The 22,498-nt window shown below is 62.5% G+C and carries 20 protein-coding genes; 8 read left to right on the forward strand and 12 right to left on the reverse strand.

The genetic code is table 11. The annotated features are described in order from the left end of the window. Positions 1-341, reverse strand: a 341-nt coding sequence (locus AB4136_RS05270) for a formate--tetrahydrofolate ligase (RefSeq protein ID WP_441930424.1), incomplete at its 3' end; no start/stop codon positions are given. Between the two features lie 57 nt (positions 342-398). Beyond that, positions 399-1,283, reverse strand: a complete 885-nt coding sequence (folD, locus tag AB4136_RS05275) for a bifunctional methylenetetrahydrofolate dehydrogenase/methenyltetrahydrofolate cyclohydrolase FolD (protein ID WP_137901256.1) — start codon at positions 1,281-1,283, stop codon at positions 399-401. Positions 1,284-1,467: 184 nt separating this feature from the next. On the opposite strand from folD, the gene AB4136_RS05280 reads away from it, so the two are divergent. Beyond that, positions 1,468-1,998, forward strand: a complete 531-nt coding sequence (locus tag AB4136_RS05280; RefSeq protein WP_137901255.1) for a hypothetical protein — start codon at positions 1,468-1,470, stop codon at positions 1,996-1,998. Here the strand turns inward: AB4136_RS05280 and AB4136_RS05285 are convergent. After that, on the reverse strand, positions 1,965-4,328 hold the full coding sequence (locus AB4136_RS05285) for an aminomethyltransferase family protein (protein WP_137901254.1): 2,364 nt from the start codon (positions 4,326-4,328) through the stop codon (positions 1,965-1,967). The two genes, AB4136_RS05280 and AB4136_RS05285, sit on opposite strands and share 34 nt — an antisense overlap. A 271-nt stretch (positions 4,329-4,599) precedes the next feature. Between AB4136_RS05285 and AB4136_RS05290 the strand changes: the two genes are divergently transcribed. Continuing rightward, positions 4,600-5,964, forward strand: coding sequence for a flavin-containing monooxygenase (locus tag AB4136_RS05290; protein WP_137901253.1), 1,365 nt, complete (start codon positions 4,600-4,602; stop codon positions 5,962-5,964). A 103-nt stretch (positions 5,965-6,067) separates the two neighbouring features. Here the strand turns inward: AB4136_RS05290 and AB4136_RS05295 are convergent, their stop codons facing one another. From AB4136_RS05295 to AB4136_RS05335, 9 genes are all read right to left on the reverse strand, one after another. Continuing rightward, positions 6,068-6,352 (reverse strand): hypothetical protein, encoded by a 285-nt coding sequence (locus tag AB4136_RS05295; protein WP_137901252.1) that lies wholly within the window; start codon positions 6,350-6,352, stop codon positions 6,068-6,070. 2 nt (positions 6,353-6,354) lie between these two features. Next, positions 6,355-7,068, reverse strand: a complete 714-nt coding sequence (locus AB4136_RS05300) for a hypothetical protein (RefSeq protein ID WP_137901251.1) — start codon at positions 7,066-7,068, stop codon at positions 6,355-6,357. Between the two features lie 54 nt (positions 7,069-7,122). Next, positions 7,123-8,517: an APC family permease gene (locus AB4136_RS05305; protein ID WP_024925708.1), complete on the reverse strand. Its 1,395-nt coding sequence runs from the start codon at positions 8,515-8,517 to the stop codon at positions 7,123-7,125. 11 nt (positions 8,518-8,528) lie between these two features. Further along, the gene (locus AB4136_RS05310; RefSeq protein ID WP_137901250.1) at positions 8,529-8,696 is read right to left on the reverse strand and encodes a hypothetical protein; all 168 of its coding nucleotides are present in this window, start codon (positions 8,694-8,696) and stop codon (positions 8,529-8,531) included. Between the two features lie 9 nt (positions 8,697-8,705). Next, on the reverse strand, positions 8,706-9,086 hold the full coding sequence (locus AB4136_RS05315) for a hypothetical protein (protein WP_024925706.1): 381 nt from the start codon (positions 9,084-9,086) through the stop codon (positions 8,706-8,708). A gap of 10 nt (positions 9,087-9,096) precedes the next feature. Next, entirely contained in the window at positions 9,097-9,414 is a 318-nt protein-coding gene (locus AB4136_RS05320) for a hypothetical protein (protein WP_137901249.1), read from the reverse strand. A 195-nt stretch (positions 9,415-9,609) separates the two neighbouring features. Then, positions 9,610-10,257 carry a response regulator transcription factor gene (locus AB4136_RS05325; RefSeq protein ID WP_137901264.1) on the reverse strand — a complete coding sequence of 216 codons (648 nt, stop codon included), beginning with the start codon at positions 10,255-10,257 and terminating at the stop codon, positions 9,610-9,612. An 85-nt stretch (positions 10,258-10,342) separates the two neighbouring features. Next, positions 10,343-11,647 (reverse strand): serine hydroxymethyltransferase, encoded by a 1,305-nt coding sequence (gene glyA, locus AB4136_RS05330; protein ID WP_024925703.1) that lies wholly within the window; start codon positions 11,645-11,647, stop codon positions 10,343-10,345. Between the two features lie 39 nt (positions 11,648-11,686). Beyond that, positions 11,687-14,401, reverse strand: coding sequence for a phosphoenolpyruvate carboxylase (locus tag AB4136_RS05335; RefSeq protein WP_441930430.1), 2,715 nt, complete (start codon positions 14,399-14,401; stop codon positions 11,687-11,689). Between the two features lie 397 nt (positions 14,402-14,798). On the opposite strand from AB4136_RS05335, the gene AB4136_RS05340 reads away from it, so the two are divergent. From AB4136_RS05340 to AB4136_RS05365, 6 genes are all read left to right on the forward strand, one after another. Beyond that, a complete protein-coding gene (locus AB4136_RS05340; protein ID WP_137901248.1) occupies positions 14,799-16,508 on the forward strand; it encodes an APC family permease in 1,710 nt (569 codons plus the stop codon). 101 nt (positions 16,509-16,609) lie between these two features. After that, positions 16,610-18,325 carry an APC family permease gene (locus AB4136_RS05345; protein ID WP_137901247.1) on the forward strand — a complete coding sequence of 572 codons (1,716 nt, stop codon included), beginning with the start codon at positions 16,610-16,612 and terminating at the stop codon, positions 18,323-18,325. 279 nt (positions 18,326-18,604) lie between these two features. Then, positions 18,605-19,873, forward strand: coding sequence for an ABC transporter substrate-binding protein (locus AB4136_RS05350; RefSeq protein WP_137901246.1), 1,269 nt, complete (start codon positions 18,605-18,607; stop codon positions 19,871-19,873). 72 nt (positions 19,874-19,945) lie between these two features. Then, on the forward strand, positions 19,946-20,800 hold the full coding sequence (locus AB4136_RS05355) for a sugar phosphate isomerase/epimerase family protein (protein ID WP_024925698.1): 855 nt from the start codon (positions 19,946-19,948) through the stop codon (positions 20,798-20,800). Continuing rightward, the gene (locus AB4136_RS05360) at positions 20,797-21,588 is read left to right on the forward strand and encodes a 6-phosphogluconolactonase (protein WP_024925697.1); all 792 of its coding nucleotides are present in this window, start codon (positions 20,797-20,799) and stop codon (positions 21,586-21,588) included. Before AB4136_RS05355 ends, AB4136_RS05360 begins: the two co-directional genes overlap by 4 nt. Beyond that, positions 21,588-22,496, forward strand: coding sequence for an ROK family protein (locus tag AB4136_RS05365; RefSeq protein WP_024925696.1), 909 nt, complete (start codon positions 21,588-21,590; stop codon positions 22,494-22,496). The genes AB4136_RS05360 and AB4136_RS05365 overlap by 1 nt, the downstream gene beginning before the upstream one ends. Positions 22,497-22,498 lie beyond the last annotated feature (2 nt).

Here is a 22,498-nt window from a genome sequence, read left to right on the forward strand (position 1 = left end):
CCGCCGGCGGCGCCGCCCTTGACGCCGAAGTTCGGACCGAGCGAGGCCTCGCGGATACACACCACCGCCTTCTTGCCGATGCGGTTCAGGCCATCGCCGAGCCCCACCGTCGTCGTCGTCTTGCCTTCGCCGGCCGGTGTCGGGTTGATCGCCGTGACCAGGATCAGCTTGCCGTCCTTGTTGCCTTTGACCGACTTGATGAACTCGGCCGACACCTTCGCCTTGTCATGGCCATAGGGCAGCAAATGCTCGCTCGGTATGCCGATCTTGGCACCGATCGCCTGGATCGCCTGCTTCTTCGCGCCGCGCGCTATCTCAATGTCGCTCTTAAATTCGGCCATGGGGTTCTCCTCCCTTGTCTCGTTCGTTCCAGGTTTGTCTCTTGAACTGGCTTCGCTTCAGCTTTGTTGCCCGGTGGCGCGCGTGGCGGATGCCAGCGTGTTCGACATCAGAAGCGCGATCGTCATCGGGCCGACGCCCCCGGGGACAGGTGTGATCGCGCCGGCGGCGGGCAACGCCTCGTCATAGGCGACGTCGCCGACCAGCCGTGCCTTGCCGTTGTCGCCAGGAGGCAGCCGGTTGATGCCGACATCGATGACGACGGCGCCGGGCTTGACCCAATCGCCTTTGATCATCTCCGGGCGGCCGACGGCGGCGACGAGGATGTCGGCGGTGCGGCAGAGCTCGGGCAGGTTTTTGGTCTTCGAATGGGCGACGGTGACGGTGGCGTTGGCGGCCAGCAGCAGATTGGCCATCGGCTTGCCGACGATGTTGGAGCGGCCGACAACGACTGCGTTGAGGCCGGACAGATCCGGCCCCAGCGTGCGCTCGATGAGCAACATGGAACCCGCGGGCGTGCAGGGCACGAAAGCCTTTTCCAATTCACCTGCGCCCAGCTTGCCGACATTGACGAAGTGGAAGCCGTCGACATCCTTGTCAGGCGAGATGGTCTGGATGATGCGGCCGGCATCGATCTGCTTCGGCAACGGCAACTGCACGAGGATGCCGTGGATGGCGTTGTCGGCATTGAGGCGTTCGATCAGCGTGACGAGTTCGTCCTCTGACGTATCCCCGGGCAAGGTGTGCTGGATGGAATGGAAACCGCATTCCTTCGCCTTCTTGCCCTTGGACGAAACGTAGACCTGGCTGGCGGGATCTTCGCCGACGATGACAACCGCGATGCCGGGCTGGGTTCCGGTCCGCGCCACCAATTGCTGGGTGGCGTCCCTGATGTCGGCTACCAGCGCCTCGGCCACGGCCTTGCCGTCGATGATCTTGTTCATGAGACGGTCCTTGCTGTCGGAGTGATCCCGTTCAATGCGACGAAAGCCGGGAAGGGGAGGTTCGCGCGCCGGCGGTGTCGAGACCGGCGGGCGAAGGACCAGGTCCGTATGCCTTGCGGCAATGGGACAACATCAACCGGGCGCCGCGCGCATAGATGTCGCCGCTGTCTACGAGGTTGCTCTCATGCGCCGCAGCGAGCAGGGCATTGATGGATTCGCGGATGCGAAACGGTATCAGGTCAGTGCATTCCAGCATGGCGCCGAAGACGGCGGTTACCGGAACCGCGCAGCCTTCGACGAAAACGGAAGGCTCGTTCGACCCACTCTCGGTTTCGAGTGCGTCGAGGGCATCGTGAAAGGCCTGATGAAGGGTGATCGGGGCATGGCCCTGGTGAAGATCATGCAAAACTTTCGACACGGCTGCCTCATCGTCTCGAGTGAGCTTTCGCGACGCGTCGACGGCACAGTCTCGTCTTTGCATCTTGGGAAAGATATTTGCACACAAGGAAATATCAGGCAAGGCGTGAATCGCGCGAAATTGTCAGCCTTTCGTCCACATTCGCGCGCTCAAAGCGGTGCCGGTGGCGATGTGGCCAATTCTGTCGCTGCCGGTGCGAAGAGGCGCCAGAAGAAAAAAGGGCGGATCGCTCAGGGAGACAAGCGACCCGCCCGTAAGACGGCTCAAGAACGCGGCCTGGTTTTCTGCGGGTCGTAGTGAGCAAAGGGAACGACACGGGCAGGGAGGCGCTTTTGATGACCGTCGAGCTTGCCGACCTCGACTTCAGTACCGACCTCGGCATGGGTGACATCGAGCCTTGCCAGCGCAATGTTCTTGCCAAGGATCGGCGAGCGCATGGAGGAGGTGACCACGCCGATCTGGGCGCGGCCGATATGGACGCAGTCGCCATGGCCGACATCGACATTGCCGTCAATTTCCAGGCCGACGAGTTTATGGGTCGGATTATCCTTGCGCCGGATCAATGCCTCGCGGCCGATGAAGTCGTCGGTCTTGGACTTGAGCGGCACGGTGAAACCGATGCCGGCCTCGAACGGGTCGGTCTGGTCGGAAAACTCGTAACCGGCGAAGATCAGGCCCGCCTCGATGCGCACCATGTCGAGGCCCGCCATGCCCATCGGCACAAGACCGTGCGGCTGGCCTGCCTGCCAGACCGCGTCGAAGACCTTTTCAGCGTCGCGCGGATGGCACCAGATCTCATAACCGAGTTCGCCCGTATAACCCGTGCGTGAGACGACGATCGGCACGCCTTGGGCATCGCCGATGCGGCCGATGGTGAAGCGGAACCAGTCGACCTCGGCGAGCGCCGGCTGGTGCGGCGGCGTCCAGACGATCTCCTTCAGGATATCGCGGCTCTTGGGGCCTTGAACGGCGATGTTGTGCATCTGGTCGGTCGAGGACCGCACCAGGACCTTCAGGCCAAGTTCCTCGGCTTTCTCGCGCAGCCACTGGCCTGAGTACTCATCGCCGCCGATCCAGCGGAAATTATCCTTGCCGAGCCTGAGCAAGGTGCCGTCGTCGATCATGCCGCCGTGCTCGTAACACATGGCCGTGTAGACGACCTGGCCGATGCCGAGTTTCTTGACGTCACGGGTAAGCGTGTATTGCAGCAGCGCTTCGGCATCCGGGCCGGTGACCTCGAATTTGCGCAAAGCCGAAAGGTCCATCACCACCGCCTTCTCGCGGCAGGCCCAATATTCCTGCAGCGGCCCTTCCTTGGCGAAGGCGTTGGCGAGCCAATAGCCCTTATATTCGATGAAGTTGCGGGTGTGTTTGGCGAAGCTGGAATGGAAGGCGGTTTCGCGGGTCATCTTTGGCTCTGCGTCCGGGGTCATTCTTCTGGCGATCGCACGGGAGAATTTGTGCTGTCCGGAGTAGGTCCGGACATGGATGTCGGTCAGGTTCCAACCATTGGCCGGCGTGGTGTCGTCCGGGCAGGCCGATGACACGCAGACGATGTCGGTGAGCGCGCGCAGCAGCACATAGTCGCCGGGCCGCGACCACGGCTCGTCCGAGAACATGACGCCGTGCGCGTCGATGCCGGTGTTGAAGAAGAAGTTGACCGCCATCCAGCCGCCACGAGCGGTGACACCGTGCGGGGTCAGCGCGCCATTGAAGTTCTCCGAGCAGTTGATGTGGCCCGGATAGCCGATGTCGTCGTAATATTTGGCGTAGCAGGCGAGCGCGAAGGCATCGTGGCGACCGCAGGTGTCCTGCACGACCTCGACCAGCGGCTCGAAATCCTGGTCGTAATATTTCGAATGCAGGCCAGGCATCGGATAGGCGTGGCCCATCAAGGACCGGGTGGCGGTGACGTCGAGCGCGAGGTCGCGGCCCTTGTCCAGCTTGCGCGCCGAAAAGCACTGGAAGTCGGTGCATTGGCGGCCGTCTACATCGATGATCTGGATGTAGTCGCCGGCCTTGACGAAATAGGATTCCGCAGTGCGCGACTTCACCCTGAGATCGAGCACGGGGTCGGCGAGGGGATCGGGCAGGTCCGATTTTCCCTTGGGGCGAAGCGCCGCGCGGCGCACCATCACCACCAGCGGCGTTGCCGTGTCGTGGCCGTCCACCGCCATCGGGCCTCCGGGCGCCGCCACGACAAGCGAGCCGGCGCGCGTGACGGTGAAGCTTTCCTCGGTTCCGGCTGGCGTGGTGCCGGAGAAGATGCGCAAGGCGTCTGCCTTGGCCAGCTGCAGCTTCCGGCGTTCCAGCCCTACGCGCAGGGCCCGCAGGCTGTCGTCGCCACCGAGCAGCAGAGCCTTGAGGCCGGCGGCGTTGCTGTTGGTCTTGGCTCCAATGATACCAGGATCGCTGCGGCCCGATTGGTCGAAAGCTAGCAGTTCACTGGCCTGGCCACCTTCGGAATTGCGGACGGTGATCCTGTCGCCGGCTTCGATGTCGATGACGATGGCGCCACCACCGGTCACATGATAGCGCTCGGTGCCCGGCAAAAGCAGGCCCGGTCGCAGAATGAGGCTCGGCCGAGGGGGGCCGGCGACCACAGTGGGATAGGCTGTCTGCTGCATGACCACCTCACACGAATTTGCCCGTGTGTAAAATAATTTCAATGTAGAGAATACTCAATTCACCCTGCCGCGCAAGCGTTCGTTTCGGCATTGCAGGCGGGACGGCGGATTCAGATCCTCGTTCTTTCGTCCAGTTTCGGGCACCGAAGCCAGGTTCCGCAAGGCTTGATGACAGTTTGGACGCAAAGCTTATTGACAGCGGCAAAATGCCGTTATTATCATCACAGTGAAATTTTTTTCGCTATGGAAATCAACTGGGAGGTATTTCCGTATGAAAGCGCGCGTCGCCGTGATTGGAGCTGGCCCGTCGGGCCTCGCACAGCTGAGGGCATTTCAATCCGCCGCGGAGAAAGGCGCCGATATCCCCGAAATTGTCTGCTTCGAAAAGCAAGCCAATTGGGGCGGCCTGTGGAACTACACCTGGCGCACCGGTCTCGACCAGTATGGCGAGCCGGTCCATGGATCGATGTACCGCTACCTCTGGTCGAACGGTCCCAAGGAGGGCCTGGAGTTCGCCGACTATTCCTTCGAGGAGCATTTCGGCAAGCAGATCGCCTCCTATCCGCCGCGCGCCGTGCTGTTCGACTATATCGAGGGCCGGGTGAAGAAGGCCGGCGTTCGCAAATGGATCCGTTTCGAGACGGTCGTGCGCATGGTCACCTGGAACGAAAAGACCAGGAAATTCACCGTCACCGTGCAGGATCTGCCGAAGGACCATTGCTACTCCGAGGAATTCGACAACGTCATCGTCGCCTCGGGCCATTTTTCGACCCCGAACGTGCCTGAATTCCCCGGCTTCGACCGCTTCAACGGCCGCATCCTCCACGCCCACGACTTCCGCGATGCTCGCGAGTTTACCGGCAAGGACATCCTGATCGTCGGCACCAGCTATTCGGCCGAGGATATCGGCTCGCAGTGCTGGAAATATGGCGCCAAGTCGGTCACCAACTGCTACCGCACGGCGCCGATGGGCTTCAACTGGCCAGACAACTGGGAAGAGAAGCCGCTGCTGGAAAAGGTCGACATCAATACCGTCACCTTCAAGGACGGGTCGACGAAACGCGTCGACGCGATCATCCTGTGCACCGGCTACAAGCACCACTTCCCGTTCCTGCCTGACGATCTGCGCCTGAGGACTGCCAACCGGCTGGCGACCGCCGATCTCTACAAGGGGGTCGCTTATGTCCACAATCCGGCGCTGTTTTATCTCGGCATGCAGGACCAGTGGTTCACCTTCAACATGTTCGATGCGCAGGCCTGGTGGACACGTGACGTGATCCTCGGCCGCATCAAGTTGCCGGCTTCCAAGCAGGCGCTGATCGCCGACGTCCAGGACCGGGTAGTGCGCGAGGATGCCGGCAAGGATGCTCACGATGCGATCGAATATCAGGGCGACTACGTCAAGGAACTGATCGCGGAAACCGACTATCCGAGCTTCGATGTGGACGGCGCCAACGAGGCCTTCTTCGAGTGGAAGGAACACAAGAAGAAGGGCATCATGGAGTTCCGTAACCATTCCTACCGTTCGGTCATCACCGGCACGATGGCGCCGGCGCATCATACGCCGTGGAAGGATGCTCTCGACGATTCACTCGAATCGTATCTGCGCACCGCTTCGTCCGTTGCCGCCGAGTGAAGGCAGTCGGTCGAAACCCGAACCCGCTTGGATAAGCAGGCCAGATTGGAAAAAGCCCGTCGCACAGCGCGGCGGGCTTTTTCGACGGATAATTTGGCCGGCTCTATCGACTGCCGGATACCCCGGCTATCCGATTGGCTGTCTTGTATTTCATGCGGGCCCGGCGGTAGGCATCCGGGATCGACAGCGCCCACACGAACAGGCCGCCGGCATGACGGCCGATGAAGGATTGGTCTGGTGTCGTCGTCACATAGGTGAGCACGGAAAAGAACAGCACGAAGAAGGCGAAGACTAATCCACGCGGTGCTTCGCGGATGGCGACGTGGCCGGCGCCCGGCAAGACGATTGCCAGCGCCAGGACGAGATAAGGGTTGATCGTTTTTTTCATTCTCATGCCTCGATGGGCGCCAACGCACTGGCTTGCATGGTTCCGGTGCGGTCACCTGCCAGCGTCTCCGACAGCAATTGGGCTTCCGCAATGGCCGTGCGGATCAGATCGGCCGGTACCTGCTCGATCGGGAAACGGACCTGCCGCAGCACGAGATGCGCGCCACGGTCGCCCTCGGCGACCTGGCGGATCAGACGTACGCCGCGCGGCGTGATGACGGCTTCCTTGACCGTGGGATTGCGGAACAGGGCCTGGAAGATCGACGAAGCCTGTTTGAGCTCGGCCGGCGTGGCGGTCCCGTCGCCGCGCAGCAGAATGGAAGCCTCGGTCTGGGGCGGTGCCAGCCATTCGGGCAAATCATGCACCATGGAATAGAATTCGGCGCCGGTCGGTCGCGACAGCGCGCCGATCGATGGCCGGGCGACAGGCTCGTGTTCGGCCAGCGTCAGCTTCAGCCAGAGTTGCGGCAGCCGCCGGCAGACCAGTGTGTCGGCAATCAATTCGATGCGGATCCGTCGCCCGTCGGAAAGGCTGCCGTCGAGGATCGGAAAACCGTCAGGGGCGGCGCGAAGCCGGCTGTTGTCGAAGAGGCCAGCCGCGGCATCGAGAAGGCGGCTGCGCTGCCGGTTGAGTCTCAGGCGGTCGCGTTGCGCGACCGCCATGAACACGGCGATAGCGGCTATTGCCAGCAGGACAAGGGCGAGGTTGTCCATCATGTTCTAATCCGACGCCGCGCGGCAAGGTTGAGTTGATCGCGCGGCGTCATGGTTTCAATACCCGCTCGGCCGTGGCCACGGCATGGTGAACTGATCGCCGCGCCTGACGAAGCGATAGCGCCAGAAATGGAACCACAGCGAAGCGATGATGTAGAAGCACATCATGGCGATGAGCTGCGTGCCGTAACCGAGGAAGACCGCGACATAGGCGGTGGCGCAAAGCACCAGCAGAAGCAGCGCCGGTATTGGGTGGAACGGGTGCACATAACCACGCTTGATGGTGTCCAGCGGCCACTTCTTGCGGAACATCACCATGTTGAAGGTCATGAAGGTGTAGCCCAGCAGGCCGGACAGGATCGAGAACGTCACTACCTGATCGAGCGGGGCGCCGAGCGCGAAGATGAGCGCGATCGGGACCAGGAAGACGATCGACCGGTACGGCGTGCGGTAGGTGGGGTGCACGGCACCGAACCAGCTTGGCAGATAGCGGTCGCGTCCCATCGAGAACCAGGCGCGGGACGCGTCGTTGATGCAGCCATTGGCCGAGGCCAGCGTGGCGAAGGTTGTGCCCACGAAAAGCAGCAGCATCAGCCCGGTCGAGCCGGTGACGCGCGCCGCATCGAACAGCGGCGTGCCGGACTGGCCGAGATATTCCCACGGGATCAAGCCAGAACAGACATACCAGGTCAGGGTCGCCGCGATCAGCAGCGTCATGATGCCGGCCATTGTGCCGTAGGGCAGCGAGCGCGCCGGCGAACGCACTTCCTCGGCCGCCTGGCAGGTGCCCTCGATGCCGAGATAGTACCAGAGGCCGAAATGCAGGGCCGCGACGATGCCGACCCAGCCATAGGGCAGGGGATCGCTGGTGATCGCCGAGAAATCCAGCGGGACGGCCGAGGCGCCGAACTGCACCGAAAGGAACAGCACGATGATCGACACGAAGGCGATCGCGGTGATGACGAGGTTGAATGTCAGCGTTGCCAGCACGCCGCGATAATTCAGCCATGCCAGGAACATCACCGCGAGGATGATGAAGGGCTTCTGGTTGAGACCGGAATGACCCTGCATGCCTGCCACGGTGTCGAGCAGGAAGCCGACGGTGATGGCGTTGGCGGCCTCCAGCATGGTGTAGGCCATGACCAGGAAAAGACCGACGTTGAAGGCCATCAGTGGCCCGACGATATGCTTGGCCTGGGCATACTGGCCACCGGCGGCGGCGACCGTCGAGGTCACTTCGGAATCGATCATCGCCACGCAGGTATAAAGCAGGCCGGCCACCCAGCAGGCGACAAGGCCGGCGATCATGCCGCCTTTGCCGACCGAGAAGTTCCAGCCCATATATTCGCCGACCAGAACGATGCCGACGCCCAGGGCCCAGACATGGGCCGGACCCAGCACGCGCAGCAGTTGGAGCCGCTCCGGCGCGGCGGTTGAAGTCACGTTTGCCATCGCCGTTTCCCTCAGATCGTGTGACGTTCGGCCGTGGCCTCGATCTCGCCTTCGCGCGAAGAGGTCAGCAGATCGTTGTCATAGGTGGTATCGACCTTGATCAGGTCGATCAGCATCAAGGCGCCGAACAGTGCGGACAGCGCCCAGGCGGCGTATTCGAGAATGTTCCAGGTATCCATCGCGCGCTCCTATCGTTTCGGGCCGAAGCGTTCTTCGATGACTTCGCGGTATTCCCTGTCCGACAACCGCACGACCATCACGAAATAGCCGATGACGAGAACGGCCATGACGGCCAGCGCCACCCAGCTGAAGGAATAGTCGAAGCGGGCGGTGACGATGTCGCTGGCGGCTGCAGGGTCGGTAATGCCGAGCGCCGCCCACTGCTGTTGTTCGGTGGCGTTCTGGCCAAGCGCCTCCCAGGTCGGGTTGGCGATCGGCTGCGGCGTCTTCGCAGCACCCGCAAGGCCCAGATAGAGCGGGATATAGAGTGCGCCGACGGTGAGCAGGAGAAGGATGAAGACGTCGAAAACCTGTCCTGTCAGGCTCTGTTTCGGAGGTTTGTAAGCCATCGGTTTCTCCTCAGCCGCGTCGCTTGCGCATCTCGTCGAGATGCTTCAGGTCGAGCCCGTAGATGAAATGCTTGTCGTCGCCATAGTGGCGCAGCATGGCGATGATGGCCGCGGTGTTCAGAGCTAGAACAAGGGCTGCGGCTATCGCCAGGATCGCCCGGATCCCCGGCACGGTGATGTAAGGCCAGACGGTAAACAGCGTGAACAGTATCGCGATCCACGTTGCGGCCACAAAGGCGACCGCACCCATGCGGTCGCGGCCATGCATCTTGTCTATGCGTTCGTCAAAGGTGGTTGAACCAGCATGCTGGCTTGATGTCGCATCCATCTTCCCCTCCATGAGGCTGCGCGACTGCGGGGCATTGTTGTTGATTTTGCAGAAAACTATTTGCCCAAGGGGAATATTGAGAAACTGCGACAAACTGTCAAGGAAAAGCGCATGTTGCGGCGCATCAGTTCGCCATTGCACTGCGAAGGATGGCGCTTACAGTCCAGTCGGAGGGGGTGTGAGGCGGTGCCGGGGCTATTGCGAGCCGATATGGGTGCCGCGATTCCTTTCGCTGGCGAACAATGCAACAGCCATGGCGCGATTGCGGACGTCCAGCTTGTCGTAAAGATTCTTCAGGTGATATTTCACCGTGTTTTCTGAAATGCCGGTGCGCGTGGCGATCTGCAGGTTGGTCCAGCCGTCGGCCAGAACAGCCAGCAGTTCGCGTTCCCGTGGGGTCAGCCGCGACAATGGCGTGTCGTTGATGCGCGAGACGTCAACATAGGGGATGCAGATGCGGCCATGGGCGACCGCGATCAGCGTATCGAACAGGATTGCCGGGTCGTCGAACTGGTAGCAGAAGCCTTGCACGCCAAGGCGCACGCATTGCTTGAGGATGGCGATGTCGTGGTCATTGGAAAAGATGACGACGCGGGCGTGCAGGTTGCGTTTTTGCAGTTCCGCCAGAACGCCGCTGCCGTCCATGTCCGATAGTTTCCAGCCGAGAACGGCGAGGTCGAAACCTGGTTCTCCACCAGAGACCGCTGCGAGAAACGCCTCGCCACCCTGCACGGCGCCGACGAGATCGAAGCGGTCATCACGCCGGATCATGTCGCCCAGCGCCGCAACGACGAGCGGGTTGCGTTCCGCGATCAGGACCCTGAACTTCTTCTCTTCCGTCATGGGCGTGACATCGGTCTCCCAACCCGGATGCTGAACTTTCCATACAGCGGTCATCGGCTTCACGTGGGCTCCAGCGCGACCTAAATTAGTCGTAGATCGGGAATCGCCGCACCAGGGCTTCAACTTCCTCGCGCACTTCCGCTTCGATTTTGCCGTTGGCGTCCTCGCCATTGGCGGCCAGTCCGTCGATCACCCGCATGGTCAGTTGTCCAACCTGCCGGAATTCATCCGCACGGAAACCGCGCGTGGTGCAGGCCGGCGTGCCCAGCCGGACGCCGGAAGTCACGGCGGGTCCCTGCGGGTCGAACGGAATGCCGTTTTTATTGCAGGTGATATGCGCGCGCCCGAGTGCCGCTTCCACGGCCTTGCCGGTCAGGTTCTTGCGTCTCAGGTCCACCAGCATCAGATGCGTATCGGTACCGCCCGACACGATATCGACACCACCCGATGCCAGGGTTTGCGCAAGCGCCTTGGCATTGTCGACGACATTGGCGGCGTAGGTCTTGAACTCCGGTGCCAGCGCCTCGCCAAAGGCCACCGCCTTGGCGGCGATGACATGCATCAGCGGTCCGCCCTGCAGGCCGGGGAACACCGCCGAATTGACCTTCTTGGAGATCTCCTCGTCGTTGGTGAGCACCATGCCGCCGCGCGGGCCGCGCAAGGTTTTGTGGGTGGTGGTGGTCACGACATGCGCGTGGTCGAGCGGGTTCGGGTGGACGCCGCCGGCGACCAGACCGGCGAAATGCGCCATGTCGACGAACAGCTTGGCGCCGACCTCGTCGGCGATCTCGCGGAATGCCTTGAAGTCGATGAAGCGCGGATAGGCCGAGCCACCGGCCAGAAGCACCTTCGGCCGATGCTGGCGGGCAAGGTCGCGCACCTCGTCGAGGTCGATGCGCTGGTCCTGCGGACGCACGCCATAAGAAACGACCTTGAACCACTTGCCGGACTGATTGACAGGCGAGCCGTGGGTCAGGTGACCACCGGCGGCGAGGTTCAATCCCATGAAGGTATCGCCCGGCTGCATCAGCGCCATGAACACCGACTGGTTGGCCTGGCTGCCGGAATGCGGTTGCACATTGGCGAAAGCGCAGCCGAACAGTTGCCGGGCCCGCTCGCGCGCCAGTTCCTCGACCTCGTCGACATATTGGCAACCGCCATAATAACGACGACCCGGATAGCCCTCGGCGTATTTGTTGGTCAGAACCGAACCCTGGGCCTCTAGCACCGCCTTCGAGACGATGTTCTCGGAAGCGATCAGCTCGATTTCGTCGCGCTGCCTGCCCAGTTCGCGCGCCATGGCTGCACTGACGGCCGGGTCGGTTGTGGCGACGCTAGCGCGAAAGAACTGGCCGAGATTGCCGAGGCCCGGTCGCTGGGGGATGTTCATGCGTCCAATCCTTTCCGGCGCTGGGCGCCTGTCCCGTCTCTACCCTGTCCAGCCGAGGCCGGAGGATATGCAATTGATCGAGAGCAGAAGTGCGTTGATCGGGCGCCGCGACGCCGAAGCGTTTGCGGCCTGATCGCGCACTTCTCGCAACAGTTTCACCTGGAGCGCGTGGATGCTGTCCATTTCCGGCCGCAAACGGTCGAAATTGCGCTTGAAAGCGGGGAAGCGTGTCGAAAAGTCGGTATTTCCGACGATCTCGCGAACCATGCGGCTGGTGAGTTCGTATTCGGCTTCGATCTTTCCAAAGATGCGCCTGCCGGTCTCGCGCTCGACGACAAGCCCGGAATAGAGCCGGCCCACTTCGAGGTCTGCCTGGTAGAGCGTCTTGTCGACCTCATCGATGATCAGGCGAAAGAAGCGGGAGCGTTCGAACATCTGGCGAAGCAGGTCGCGGCCGGCCTCGCCACGAACGGCGATGAAGGAATTGATCGCGCTGCCGATGCCATACCAGCCCGTCAAAAGATGGCGGTTCTGGCTCCAGGCGAAGACCCAGGGAATGGCGCGCAGATCGCTGATGTCGCGGGCGCCGAAACGGCGTGCCGGCCGCGAGCCGATCTTGAGCAGCGACAATTCCTCGACCGGGCTCGCTTGGTTGAAATAGTCGATGAAGCCGGGCTCGTTGATCAGGCTGACATAAGAAGCCAGCGACATGCCGGTGAGCGCCTCCAGCGCCTCCTCGAATTCCGGAACGTCCTTCAGCTCGGCCTCATTGGGCGATTTGACGCTGTGCGCGAAGACGCTGGCGGCGAGAATTTCGAGTTGATGGAGGCCAGTGCCTCGGTTGGCGAATTTGGAGGAAACGACCTCGCCCTGTTCCGTGACGCGCATGGAACCGTCGATTGTGCCCGCCGGTTGCGCGGCGATCGCCCTGCCGGTCGGCGCGCCACCGCGACTGACCGAGCCGCCACGCCCATGGAAGAAGGAGATCCGGATCTTGTTCTTCTTGCCGAGTTTCGTGAGCTGCTTCTGCGCCTTGCTCAGTTCCCAGTTGGCCGCCAGGAAGCCGCCATCCTTGTTGGAGTCGGAATAGCCCAGCATGATTTCCTGGCGATTGCCGAAGTCGCGGATCGAGCGGCGGACGACGGAAATCCCAAGAAGCTGGTCGATGATCGCGGGCGCCGCGCGCAGGTCGGCAATCGTCTCGAACAGCGGCACGATCCGCAGGTTGATTGTGCCGCTGCCATCCGGGGCCGTCGCCAGACCGCAGAACTGTGCGAGCAGATAGACGGCGAGGATATCGTCGACCGATTGCGTCATCGACAGGATGAATGCGCCGACCGCACAGCTCTTGTCGGCGGAGGCCTCGCGGATCACGTCGAACAAAGCGAGCAACTCGCGTGTTTCTTCCGACAGGCGGGTGCGATCCAGGCCTGGGTCGAGCTGATCGCCTCTGCGGATGGCGTCGCGGATACGCCCGGACCAGCGCGGCGAAACCGCGGTGACCGGTTCGGCTTTTGGGTCGATGACGGTGAACAGTTCGGCAAGGGCCCGGTTCACCACCGTCGAATTCTGACGGATGTCCAGAGCAACCGTGCAGAAGCCGAAACTCTCGATTTGTTGCAGCAGCGGCCGGACAAGGCGTTGTGCCACCACCTTGCCGCCGATTTTCAGAAGCGTGTCGGAAAGGCATTCCAAATCGGTCCGGAAGGCCTCTGCATTGGGGTAGGGTACGCCGCTGCCCTTGCCCAGCATCGCCTCCAAACGCCGCAGCATGGCGGCGGTGAACTGGCGCAGCGGCTCGTCGACATTGCGGTGGGCGATCGCTTCGGCGCATCCGCTTGCACGCAGAATGCCCGCCAGGGCGGGAGCGAATTCGTCCGGTATGTCGACGACATTGGCGCTGACGCTCAGCATGGTCGTCAACCGGCGGACCTGGCCAAGATACCACTTGATCGCCGCATGGCGGTTTTCGGCCAGTGCATAGGCGGTCGTCTGGGCGGTGACGTTGGGGTTCCCGTCGCGGTCGCCGCCAATCCAGGAGGCAAAGCGCATGAAGGACGGAACGGTAAGCGCGTAGTCCGGGAAGTGTCGCTTCAACGCGCCCTCGACGAGGTCGTAGAGCTGCGGTGTGGTCTCGAACAGAACCTCCCGGAAGAAATGCAGGCCCCAGGCGATCTCCCGCTCGACCGACGGGCGCTCGAGCCTGAGTTCGCCGGTCATCCACAAGAGTTCGATCTCGCTCTTGAGATCGCAGACGAGCAGATCGTGTTCGCGCGGCGCCCAGCGCTGCTGCCCGATCTCCGTCAGTTTGCGATAGATGCGGCGATGGATTTGAAGGACCGTGACCCGCTTGGCTTCGGTCGGGTGCGCGGTCATGGTCGGGCCGACGCACAGACCGTCCAGAGCCTCCTGCACGGCTTCGGCGGAATAGCCCTCGGCGGCGATCTCGCCGACGACATTGGAAAAGGAGCCCACCACGTCGTCGGGATTTCCCGACTGTTCGGTTTCGCGGCGGGTGCGCATCGCCTGAAGTTCGTTGGAAATGGCGATCAGCTGAAACCAGATGCCTGTCGCCTGCAGCGCCGGGATGCGGAGTTCCCCGGGCAGCGTATCGAGCGACGCGCGACCCAGCAAAACTTCGGCGATCTCCGGTTCACGGGCCCTCACGACCGAAACGAGCAGCTCAAACAGCAACTCGCGCACGTCGTTGCGAGAGGCGAGGGGCTTGCCATCCTCCACCGCTACGATGGGCACGTCTTTCCAGGACGTGCGGATTTGCGCTGATCCGAGAATGTCCGTTGCCTCCTCAACAAACACTGGCGATAAATTCCTACCATGAATGTTTTTTTCATAATAGTGCTTTGGCAAGCATAAGCCATTCGCCGGCGTTGAAAACGCCTGGACGGGTAGAATCCTCGCCCGTTCGGGTAGTGCGGAGATTGGGCGAAAGAGCGAGATTTTGACGCCAAAGTCGCAATCCGGGGCCTAAAAACTAACATTTTGCCGGGTTCGCTAAAATCGCTTGACGGCGATCAGAATTCCGATGATCTTCACTTGTGGGAAACAAATAAGACTAAGCGGAAACCCGCTACGCATAACCCGCAATGTCGGGACGTCCGTGACGGGACAGTCAACAATGGGAAACCTAGCCATGAGTGCCATGGAAGATACCTACGTGGCGGAAGCCAGCGGGAACCTGCGTCGAACCATCGATTGGCGCGGCGCATTCTGGGTCGCCAGCGGCGTGCCGCCGCTGGTTCTGTTTTCGATCGGCGGCATCGCCGGCGTCGGCGGCAACATCGCCTTCGCGGTCTGGACGCTGTCCATCCTGATGGGCTTCATCCAGTCATTCACCTATGCCGAAATCGCCGGCCTGTTCCCGAACAAGTCGGGCGGTGCGTCGGTCTACGGGGCAACCGCGTGGTTGCGTTATTCGAAGTTCATCGCGCCGCTGTCGGTGTGGTGCAACTGGTTCGCCTGGTCGCCGGTGCTGTCGCTCGGCTGTTCAATCGCCGCCGCCTATATCCTCAACGCGCTGGCACCGATCCCGGGCTTCACCGAAACCTCACCGGAAGTGGTGGCCTATCTTGCCGCCCATGCCGGCACGAGTGCCGCAGATGCGGTGACGGCGGTGACCGCCGCAGCCACACCTGCGATCCGCAGCTGGACGCTCTACACCCATGCGCTCGGTCCGGTCTCGTTCTCGCTCAACGCCACCTTCTGGATTGGCGCGGTGCTGATGCTGATTACTTTCGCCGTGCAGCATCGTGGCATCCTCAGCACCGCAAACGTGCAGAAGGTCGTTGGTCTTCTCGTCATCGTGCCGCTGCTGATCGTCGGCATCGTGCCGATCCTGACCGGCCAGATCAACTGGGCGAACTACTCGCCTTTCGTGCCGCTCGCCGCCGCCTACGCCCCGGCGCCCGGCGCCTGGAACATAGCCGGCTGGACCCTGGTGCTTGGCGCCATGTTCATCGCAGCCTGGTCGACCTATGGGTTCGAGACGGCCGTCTGCTACACGCGCGAATTCAAGAACCCGGAGACGGACACGTTCAAGGCCATCTTCTATTCAGGCCTTCTGTGCGTGCTGCTCTACATCCTGGTTCCGTTCACCTTCCAGGGTGTGTTGGGCCTCAACGGGATGCTGGCCACGCCGATCGTCGACGGCTCCGGCGTCGCCGATGCGCTCGCTACGATGGTCGGTGGGGGCGGCATCGTCAAAACGCTGCTGATCATGTTGATGATCCTGGCGCTGCTGCTGGCGATCATGACGGCCATGGCCGGCTCCTCGCGCACGCTTTATCAGGGTTCGGTGGACGGCTGGCTGCCGAAATACCTCAGCCACGTCAACGATCACGGCGCGCCGACGCGGGCGATGTGGACCGACCTCGTCTTCAATCTGCTCCTGCTGGCGATCGCCGCCGCCGACGCCACCAGCTTCTTCTTCATCCTGGCCGTCGCCAATTGCGGCTACATCATCTTCAACTTCCTCAACCTCAATGCCGGCTGGATCCATCGCATCGACAATGGCCACATCAAGCGGCCGTGGCGGGCGCCGACCTGGCTGATCACGGCGGGTGCGGTGTTCGCCTTCGTCAACGCCGTCTTCATGGGGGCCGGTGCCAAGGTATGGAACCCGATGGCGCTCTGGGCGGGGCTGTTCACGGCCGCGCTGATCCTGCCGGTGTTCTGCTTCCGCCACTACGTTCAGGACGGCGGCAAGTTCCCCGATCACATGCTGGACGATCTCGGCATGAGCGAGAGCAGCCTGCGCGAGCGCAAGGCGGGCGTATTGCCTTACGTGACGCTGATCGCAGGTCTGATCGTGGTGCTGATCGCCAACTGGTACTTCGTGCTCTGACCGAGGACTGACCGCTGATCCCGCGCGGCCTCGACGGTCGCGCGGGGTTCTCCATAACAACCAGGGGAAGTGCTCCACGGAGCCACAGGGGAAGCCGAGCCATGACGACTACAACTGACATTGCAGCCCATGCCGGAGATGGTCAGCTTCATCGTTCCATCGACTGGCGCGGGGCATTCTGGGTGGCCAGCGGCGTGCCGGCGCTGGTGCTGTTTTCCATCGGCGGCATCGCCGGAACGGTCGGCACGCCCGCCTATCTGATCTGGACGGCCTCCATCATTCTCGGCCTGATCCAGTCTTTCACCTATGCCGAGATCGCGGGCCTGTTTCCGTCGAAGTCGGGCGGCGCGTCTGTCTATGGAGCCACGGCCTGGCTGCGCTATTCGAAGTTCATCGCGCCGTTGTCGGTGTGGTGCAACTGGCTGGCCTGGACGCCGGTGCTGTCGCTCGGCTGCTCGATTGCCGCCGCCTACATCTTGAATGCCCTGGCGCCGATCCCGGCTTTCACGGAAACCTCGCCGCAGGTTGCAACCTGGCTCGCCGATCCGGCCAATGTCGGCAAGACGGCGGCCGACGCCATCGCCGTGCTGACAAGCGCCGCGACGCCGGCCATTCGCAACTGGTCGCTGTTCCACGGCACGCTCGGGCCTGTCAGCTTTTCGCTGAACGCCATCTTCTTCATCGGCGTCGTCCTAATGCTGATCACCTTCGCCATCCAGCATCGCGGCATTCTTGGGACAGCCAGCGTGCAGAAGTACATCGGGCTGCTGGTCATCATTCCGATGCTGATCGTCGGGGTCGTGCCGATCATCACCGGCCAGATCAACTGGGCGAACTATTCGCCGCTCGTGCCGCTGGCTGCTGCCTACGCCCCGGCGCCTGGCGCCTGGAACGTCGCGGGATGGACCCTCGTGCTCGGCGGCATGTTCATCGCGGCCTGGTCGGCCTACGCTTTCGAAACCGCGATCTGCTACACTAGCGAATTCAAGAATCCGGGCCGCGACACGGTGCGGGCGATCTTCTATTCGGGCCTTCTTTGCCTGGCACTCTACACGCTGGTGCCGTTCACCTTCCAGGGTGTGCTCGGGCTCAACGGCATGCTGGCCACGCCGATTGTCGATGGCTCCGGCGTCGCCGATGCCATGGCCAGGATGGTTGGCGGTTCGGGCTTCATCACCTCGATCATGGTGATGCTGATGATCCTCGCTTTGATGCTGTCGATCATGACGGCGATGGCCGGGTCGTCGCGCACCCTCTATCAGGGTTCGGTCGACGGCTGGTTGCCCCGCTACCTCAATCACGCCAATGAGCATGGCGCGCCGACACGCGCGATGTGGACCGACCTGACCTTCAACGTTTTCCTGCTCGCGGTTGCGGCGGCCGATGCCACCAGTTTCTTCTTCGTGCTGGCCGTGTCGAACTGCGGCTACATCATCTTCAACTTCCTCAACCTCAATGCGGGCTGGATTCATCGCATCGACAATGGCCACATCAATCGGCCGTGGAAGGCACCGACGATCCTGATCGCGGTCGGGGCCGTTCTTTCCTATGTCAACGCCATGTTCATGGGTGCCGGCGCCAAGGTGTGGAATCCCTGGGCGCTGTGGGCCGGCTTCATCGCGGCCGCGCTGATCATTCCGGTGTTCTGCTTCCGGCATTATGTGCAGGACGGTGGCAGGTTCCCCGAACACATGCTCGACGACCTCGGCATCGCCCAAGAAGACCTGAAGGTGAGGAAAGCCGGTATCTTGCCTTATCTCACCCTGATCGCCGGTGCCGCCGTGGTGCTCGCCGCCAACTGGTTCTTCGTCATCTGAGCTTTCGGCTGGCGGCGGGCGGGACCCGTCGCCAGCCATCTCCGCTCGACATCTCCCCCATCGCTGAAATCGTCCAACGCGGACCGCTGCACGATACCTGGCGTCAGGGATCGGCCGTGCAACGTCGTGCATTCAAGGCCGATTTCGGACGCGGTTCGATCATCTCGCGACCATAAATCCAGTGAGTGGATTTATGACTTGATAAATCCACTCACTGGATTTACCTTGGCGGCCGCCGTGTGAGAACGGCGGTCAGTTTAGGGTTGGGAGGAGGATTTCATGAAGCATGTATGGGGTGCCGCCGCTTTGGCGGTTTCGCTGTTTGCCGCCGTGCCGTCATGGGCCGAGACGGTTTCGCTGTTCTGCTCGTCTTCGGGCGCCGAATACGAACTCTGCAGGAACGGTGCCGAGGCCTGGGCCAAGAAAACCGGCAACGAGGTCAAGATCAACAAGATGCCAGCCGCGTGGGACGAGGCGCTGCCGCTTTACCAGCAGCTTCTCTCCGCCCAATCGCAGGATGCCGACGTGCTTCTGCTCGACGTCGTCTGGATCGGCCTGCTGCAGAACCATCTGCTCGATCTTTCCGCCGTGCTGCCGAAGGAAGACATCGCCGCCAATTTCCCGTCGACGGTCGCCGCCGGCACGGTCAACGGCAAGTTCGTGGCCCAGCCCTGGTACACCGACACCGGCCTGATGTTCTATCGCAGGGACCTTCTGGAAAAATACAAGAAGCCGGTGCCGAAGACCTGGGCGGAATTCACGGAAACGGCCAAGGCCGTTCAGGATGGCGAGCGCGCCGCCGGCAACAAGGACATGTGGGGTTTCGCCTGGCAGGGCAAGTCGTATGAAGGCCTGACCTGCGATGCCATCGAATGGGTGAGCAGCTTCGACGGCGGCACCATCGTCGACGACAAGGGCAACATCACCATCGACAATGCTGGTGCCGCCGCGGCGCTCAAGCAGGCGCATGGCTGGGTCAACACGATCAGCCCGCAGGGCGTGCTGAACTACGATGAAGAGTCCTCGCGCAGCGTCTTCGAGGCTGGAAATGCCGTCTTCCTGCGCAACTGGGCTTATGTGTGGGGTACCTCGCAGGGCAAGGATCAGCCGCTGGTCGGCAAGGTCGGTGTCGCCGCGTTGCCGGTCGGCAAGGATGGCGCCAAGTCCAGCGGCTGCATGGGCACCGCCCATCTCGGCATCTCCAAATACACCAAGCACAAGGATGCCGCCGTCAGCCTGTTGAGCTTCATGGCCGGTAAGGACGAGCAGAAGCGCCGCGCCATCGAGGGAGCGTACAATCCGACGATCGCCTCGCTCTACGACGATGCCGATGTGCTGAAGGCTTTGCCTTTCCTCAAGGATGCGCAGACGGCTTTCGCCGACAGCGTCGCACGCCCCTCGGCGGTGACCGGCTCCGGCTACAATCGTGTCTCGCAGGCCTTCTACAAGGCCGTGCACGGCGTTCTGGCCGGAGAGGAGCAGCCGGAAGCGGCGCTGAAGGCGCTGGCGGCCGATCTCGAGACCATCAAGAAGCGCGGCAAGTGGTAACACGAACCGTGTGACGGCCGGCGCGCTCCTCCCTGCGCGCCGGCAATCCTTTTCAAACAGCAAGAGATCAGCATGCAAATCGGCAATGCGCCCTGTTCCTGGGGCGTCTTTTATCCCACTGGCAACAGCATCAACGCTGAGGGCTACCTCGATGCGGTGGCGCGCGCGGGCTATCGCGTCACGGAACTGGGGCCGCTCGGCTTCCTGCCAACCGACACTGGACAACTCGCCGACGCGCTTGCCGCACGTGACCTGACGCTGGCCGGTGCTGCCCATGTGCATGTCCTGGCCGAACCGGGATCATGGCCCGTGCTGAAGACGGCACTCGACAGCCTCGGCCCTATACTCGCCAAGCTGAATGCACCCAACCTGATCCTGATGGACGAAAGCGAATGGTATCCGGCCGACAGGCCGGGCGTCGTCGATGAAACAGGCTGGAAGACCATGATCGCCCATGTGCGTGATGCCCAGCATCATGTCGCCGAGACCTATGGTGTCAAGCTGACCTTCCATCCGCATGTCGGCACTTGCGTGGAGCGGGAAGCGCAGATCGATCGCCTGCTTGACGAAACGGATGTCGATTTGTGTTTCGACACCGGCCACCACGCCTTCTGGGATCAGGACCCCATCGCTTATATGCGCAAGGTCTGGGACCGGATCGGCTTCATGCATCTGAAGAATGTCGACGCCAAGGTCCGCGCGCGCGTGCTGGCGGGTGAGTTGGGGCCGAACGAGTCCTTCGCAGCCGGCGTGATGTGCCCGCTGCCGGACGGCGTTGTCGACATCCCCGCGGTGATCGCGCTGCTCAAGGAGAAGGGCTACTCGGGCCCGTGCATCGTCGAACAGGATCCGAGCGAGGATGCCGCTGAGACACCCGAGGCGCTTGCCGCCCGCAATCGTATCTATCTGGAAGGGCTGCTGGCATGAGCGCGATCAAACCACAGGTCTTCGACAATGCCGAAACGCTCGGTGACGCATTCGCCGCTCGGCTGCTTGGCATGATCGCGGACGCGGCTTCGGCCGGTCGAGATTTTCTCCTCGGCTGTCCCGGCGGACGTTCGCCACGCCCGGCCTATCAGGCGATGGGACATATGCTTGCCGCCGCGCCGCAGGACATCAGCCACGTCACCATCGTCATGATGGACGACTATCTGGTGGAGACGTCGGCAGGCCTGGACCATGTTTCGGTCGACAGCCATTTCTCCTGCCGGCGTTTTGCTTATGAAGAGATCGTCGGCGTCTTGAACGCCGCTCTGCCGGAGAATTTTCGCATTCCGGCCGAACAGATCTGGTTCCCCGACCCGAAAGATCCCGCGGCCTACGATGCCCGGATCGAGGCGGCGGGCGGCATCGATCTGTTCATCCTGGCATCGGGCGCGAGCGACGGCCATGTCGCCTTCAATCCTCGCGGCAGCGGACGGTGGAGCCGCACGCGCGTGGTGCCGCTGGCTGAGGAAACGCGCCGCGACAACATGAAGACTTTTCCGGACTTTCGGTCGCTCGACGAAGTGCCGGGCTTTGGCGTCACCGTCGGCATCGATACGATTGCAAGGCTGTCCAAGGCTGCGGTGATGATCGTCTGGGGCGATGGCAAACGCCTGGCCTTTGACCGGCTGACGTCGGTGCCCGACTACGATCCCGACTGGCCGGCGAGCGTGGTGGCTGCCTGCCGCGCCGGCGAGATCCTGGCTGACAGGGCGGCGGCCCAAGACTGATGCGCGCAGCCATTGGCATTGACATAGGCGGCACCAAGATCGCCGGCGGCCTGGTCGATCTAACCGTTGGCACTCTGGTCGACCAGGCCGAACTGCCCACGCCTCACGGGCAGGGGGCCGATGCGATCCTTGCGGTCGCGGCCGATATTGCGGAGCGCATGCAACGCAGCGCCGAGGCGAAAGGCATCGCTTCGGCCGGCATTGGCATCGGCCTGCCGGAATTGGTCGGCCTCGACGGTGTTCCGGCCAGCAGCTGGATCGCGGACTGGAGCCAAAGCGACATCGCCAGAGCCTTTGCCGGCCACGGTCCCGTTGCCGTCGACAGCGACGTACGTGTCGCAACGCTCGCCGAACTGCACTACGGCCACGGCAAGGCGTTGCCCAGCTTCGTCTTCGTCTCGGCGGGAACGGGTCTCAGCTTTGCAAGCTGCGTCGGCGGCATCGTCCAGCGCGGCGCCAATGGCTTTGCCATCCACTTCGCCTCAAGCGAACTGGTTGCGTTCGACGGTGTTTCCGGCCGGCGTGCGGACTTCGTGCTGGAATCCTTCGCCTCCGGCCTCGGCATGGCGCGTGTCTACAAGGCACGCACGGGACGGACGGCAACGGCACGCGATATCGTCGAAGGCCGCGCTGGCTCGGAAGGCGCGCAATTGCTTGACGAGGCGACGACGGCGCTGGCCAGCTATCTTGGTCAGATGATCAACATGATCGACCCGCATGGCGTCGTCATCGGCGGCGGCCTCGGCACGGCGCAGCCTTATTTCGACAGGCTTCGGTCGAAGGTTCCGACCTATGTTTGGGCCGAAGCCTGCCGGGGGCTGCCCGTTCTGGCGAGCGCGCTCGGGTCTGCTGCCGGCGTGATCGGTGCCGCCGCGCTGCACGCGGACAAGAATTCAGCTGGGGAATGAAA

This window comes from Mesorhizobium sp. 2RAF21, assembly GCF_052115345.1.
Classification (GTDB): domain Bacteria; phylum Pseudomonadota; class Alphaproteobacteria; order Rhizobiales; family Rhizobiaceae; genus Mesorhizobium; species Mesorhizobium terrae.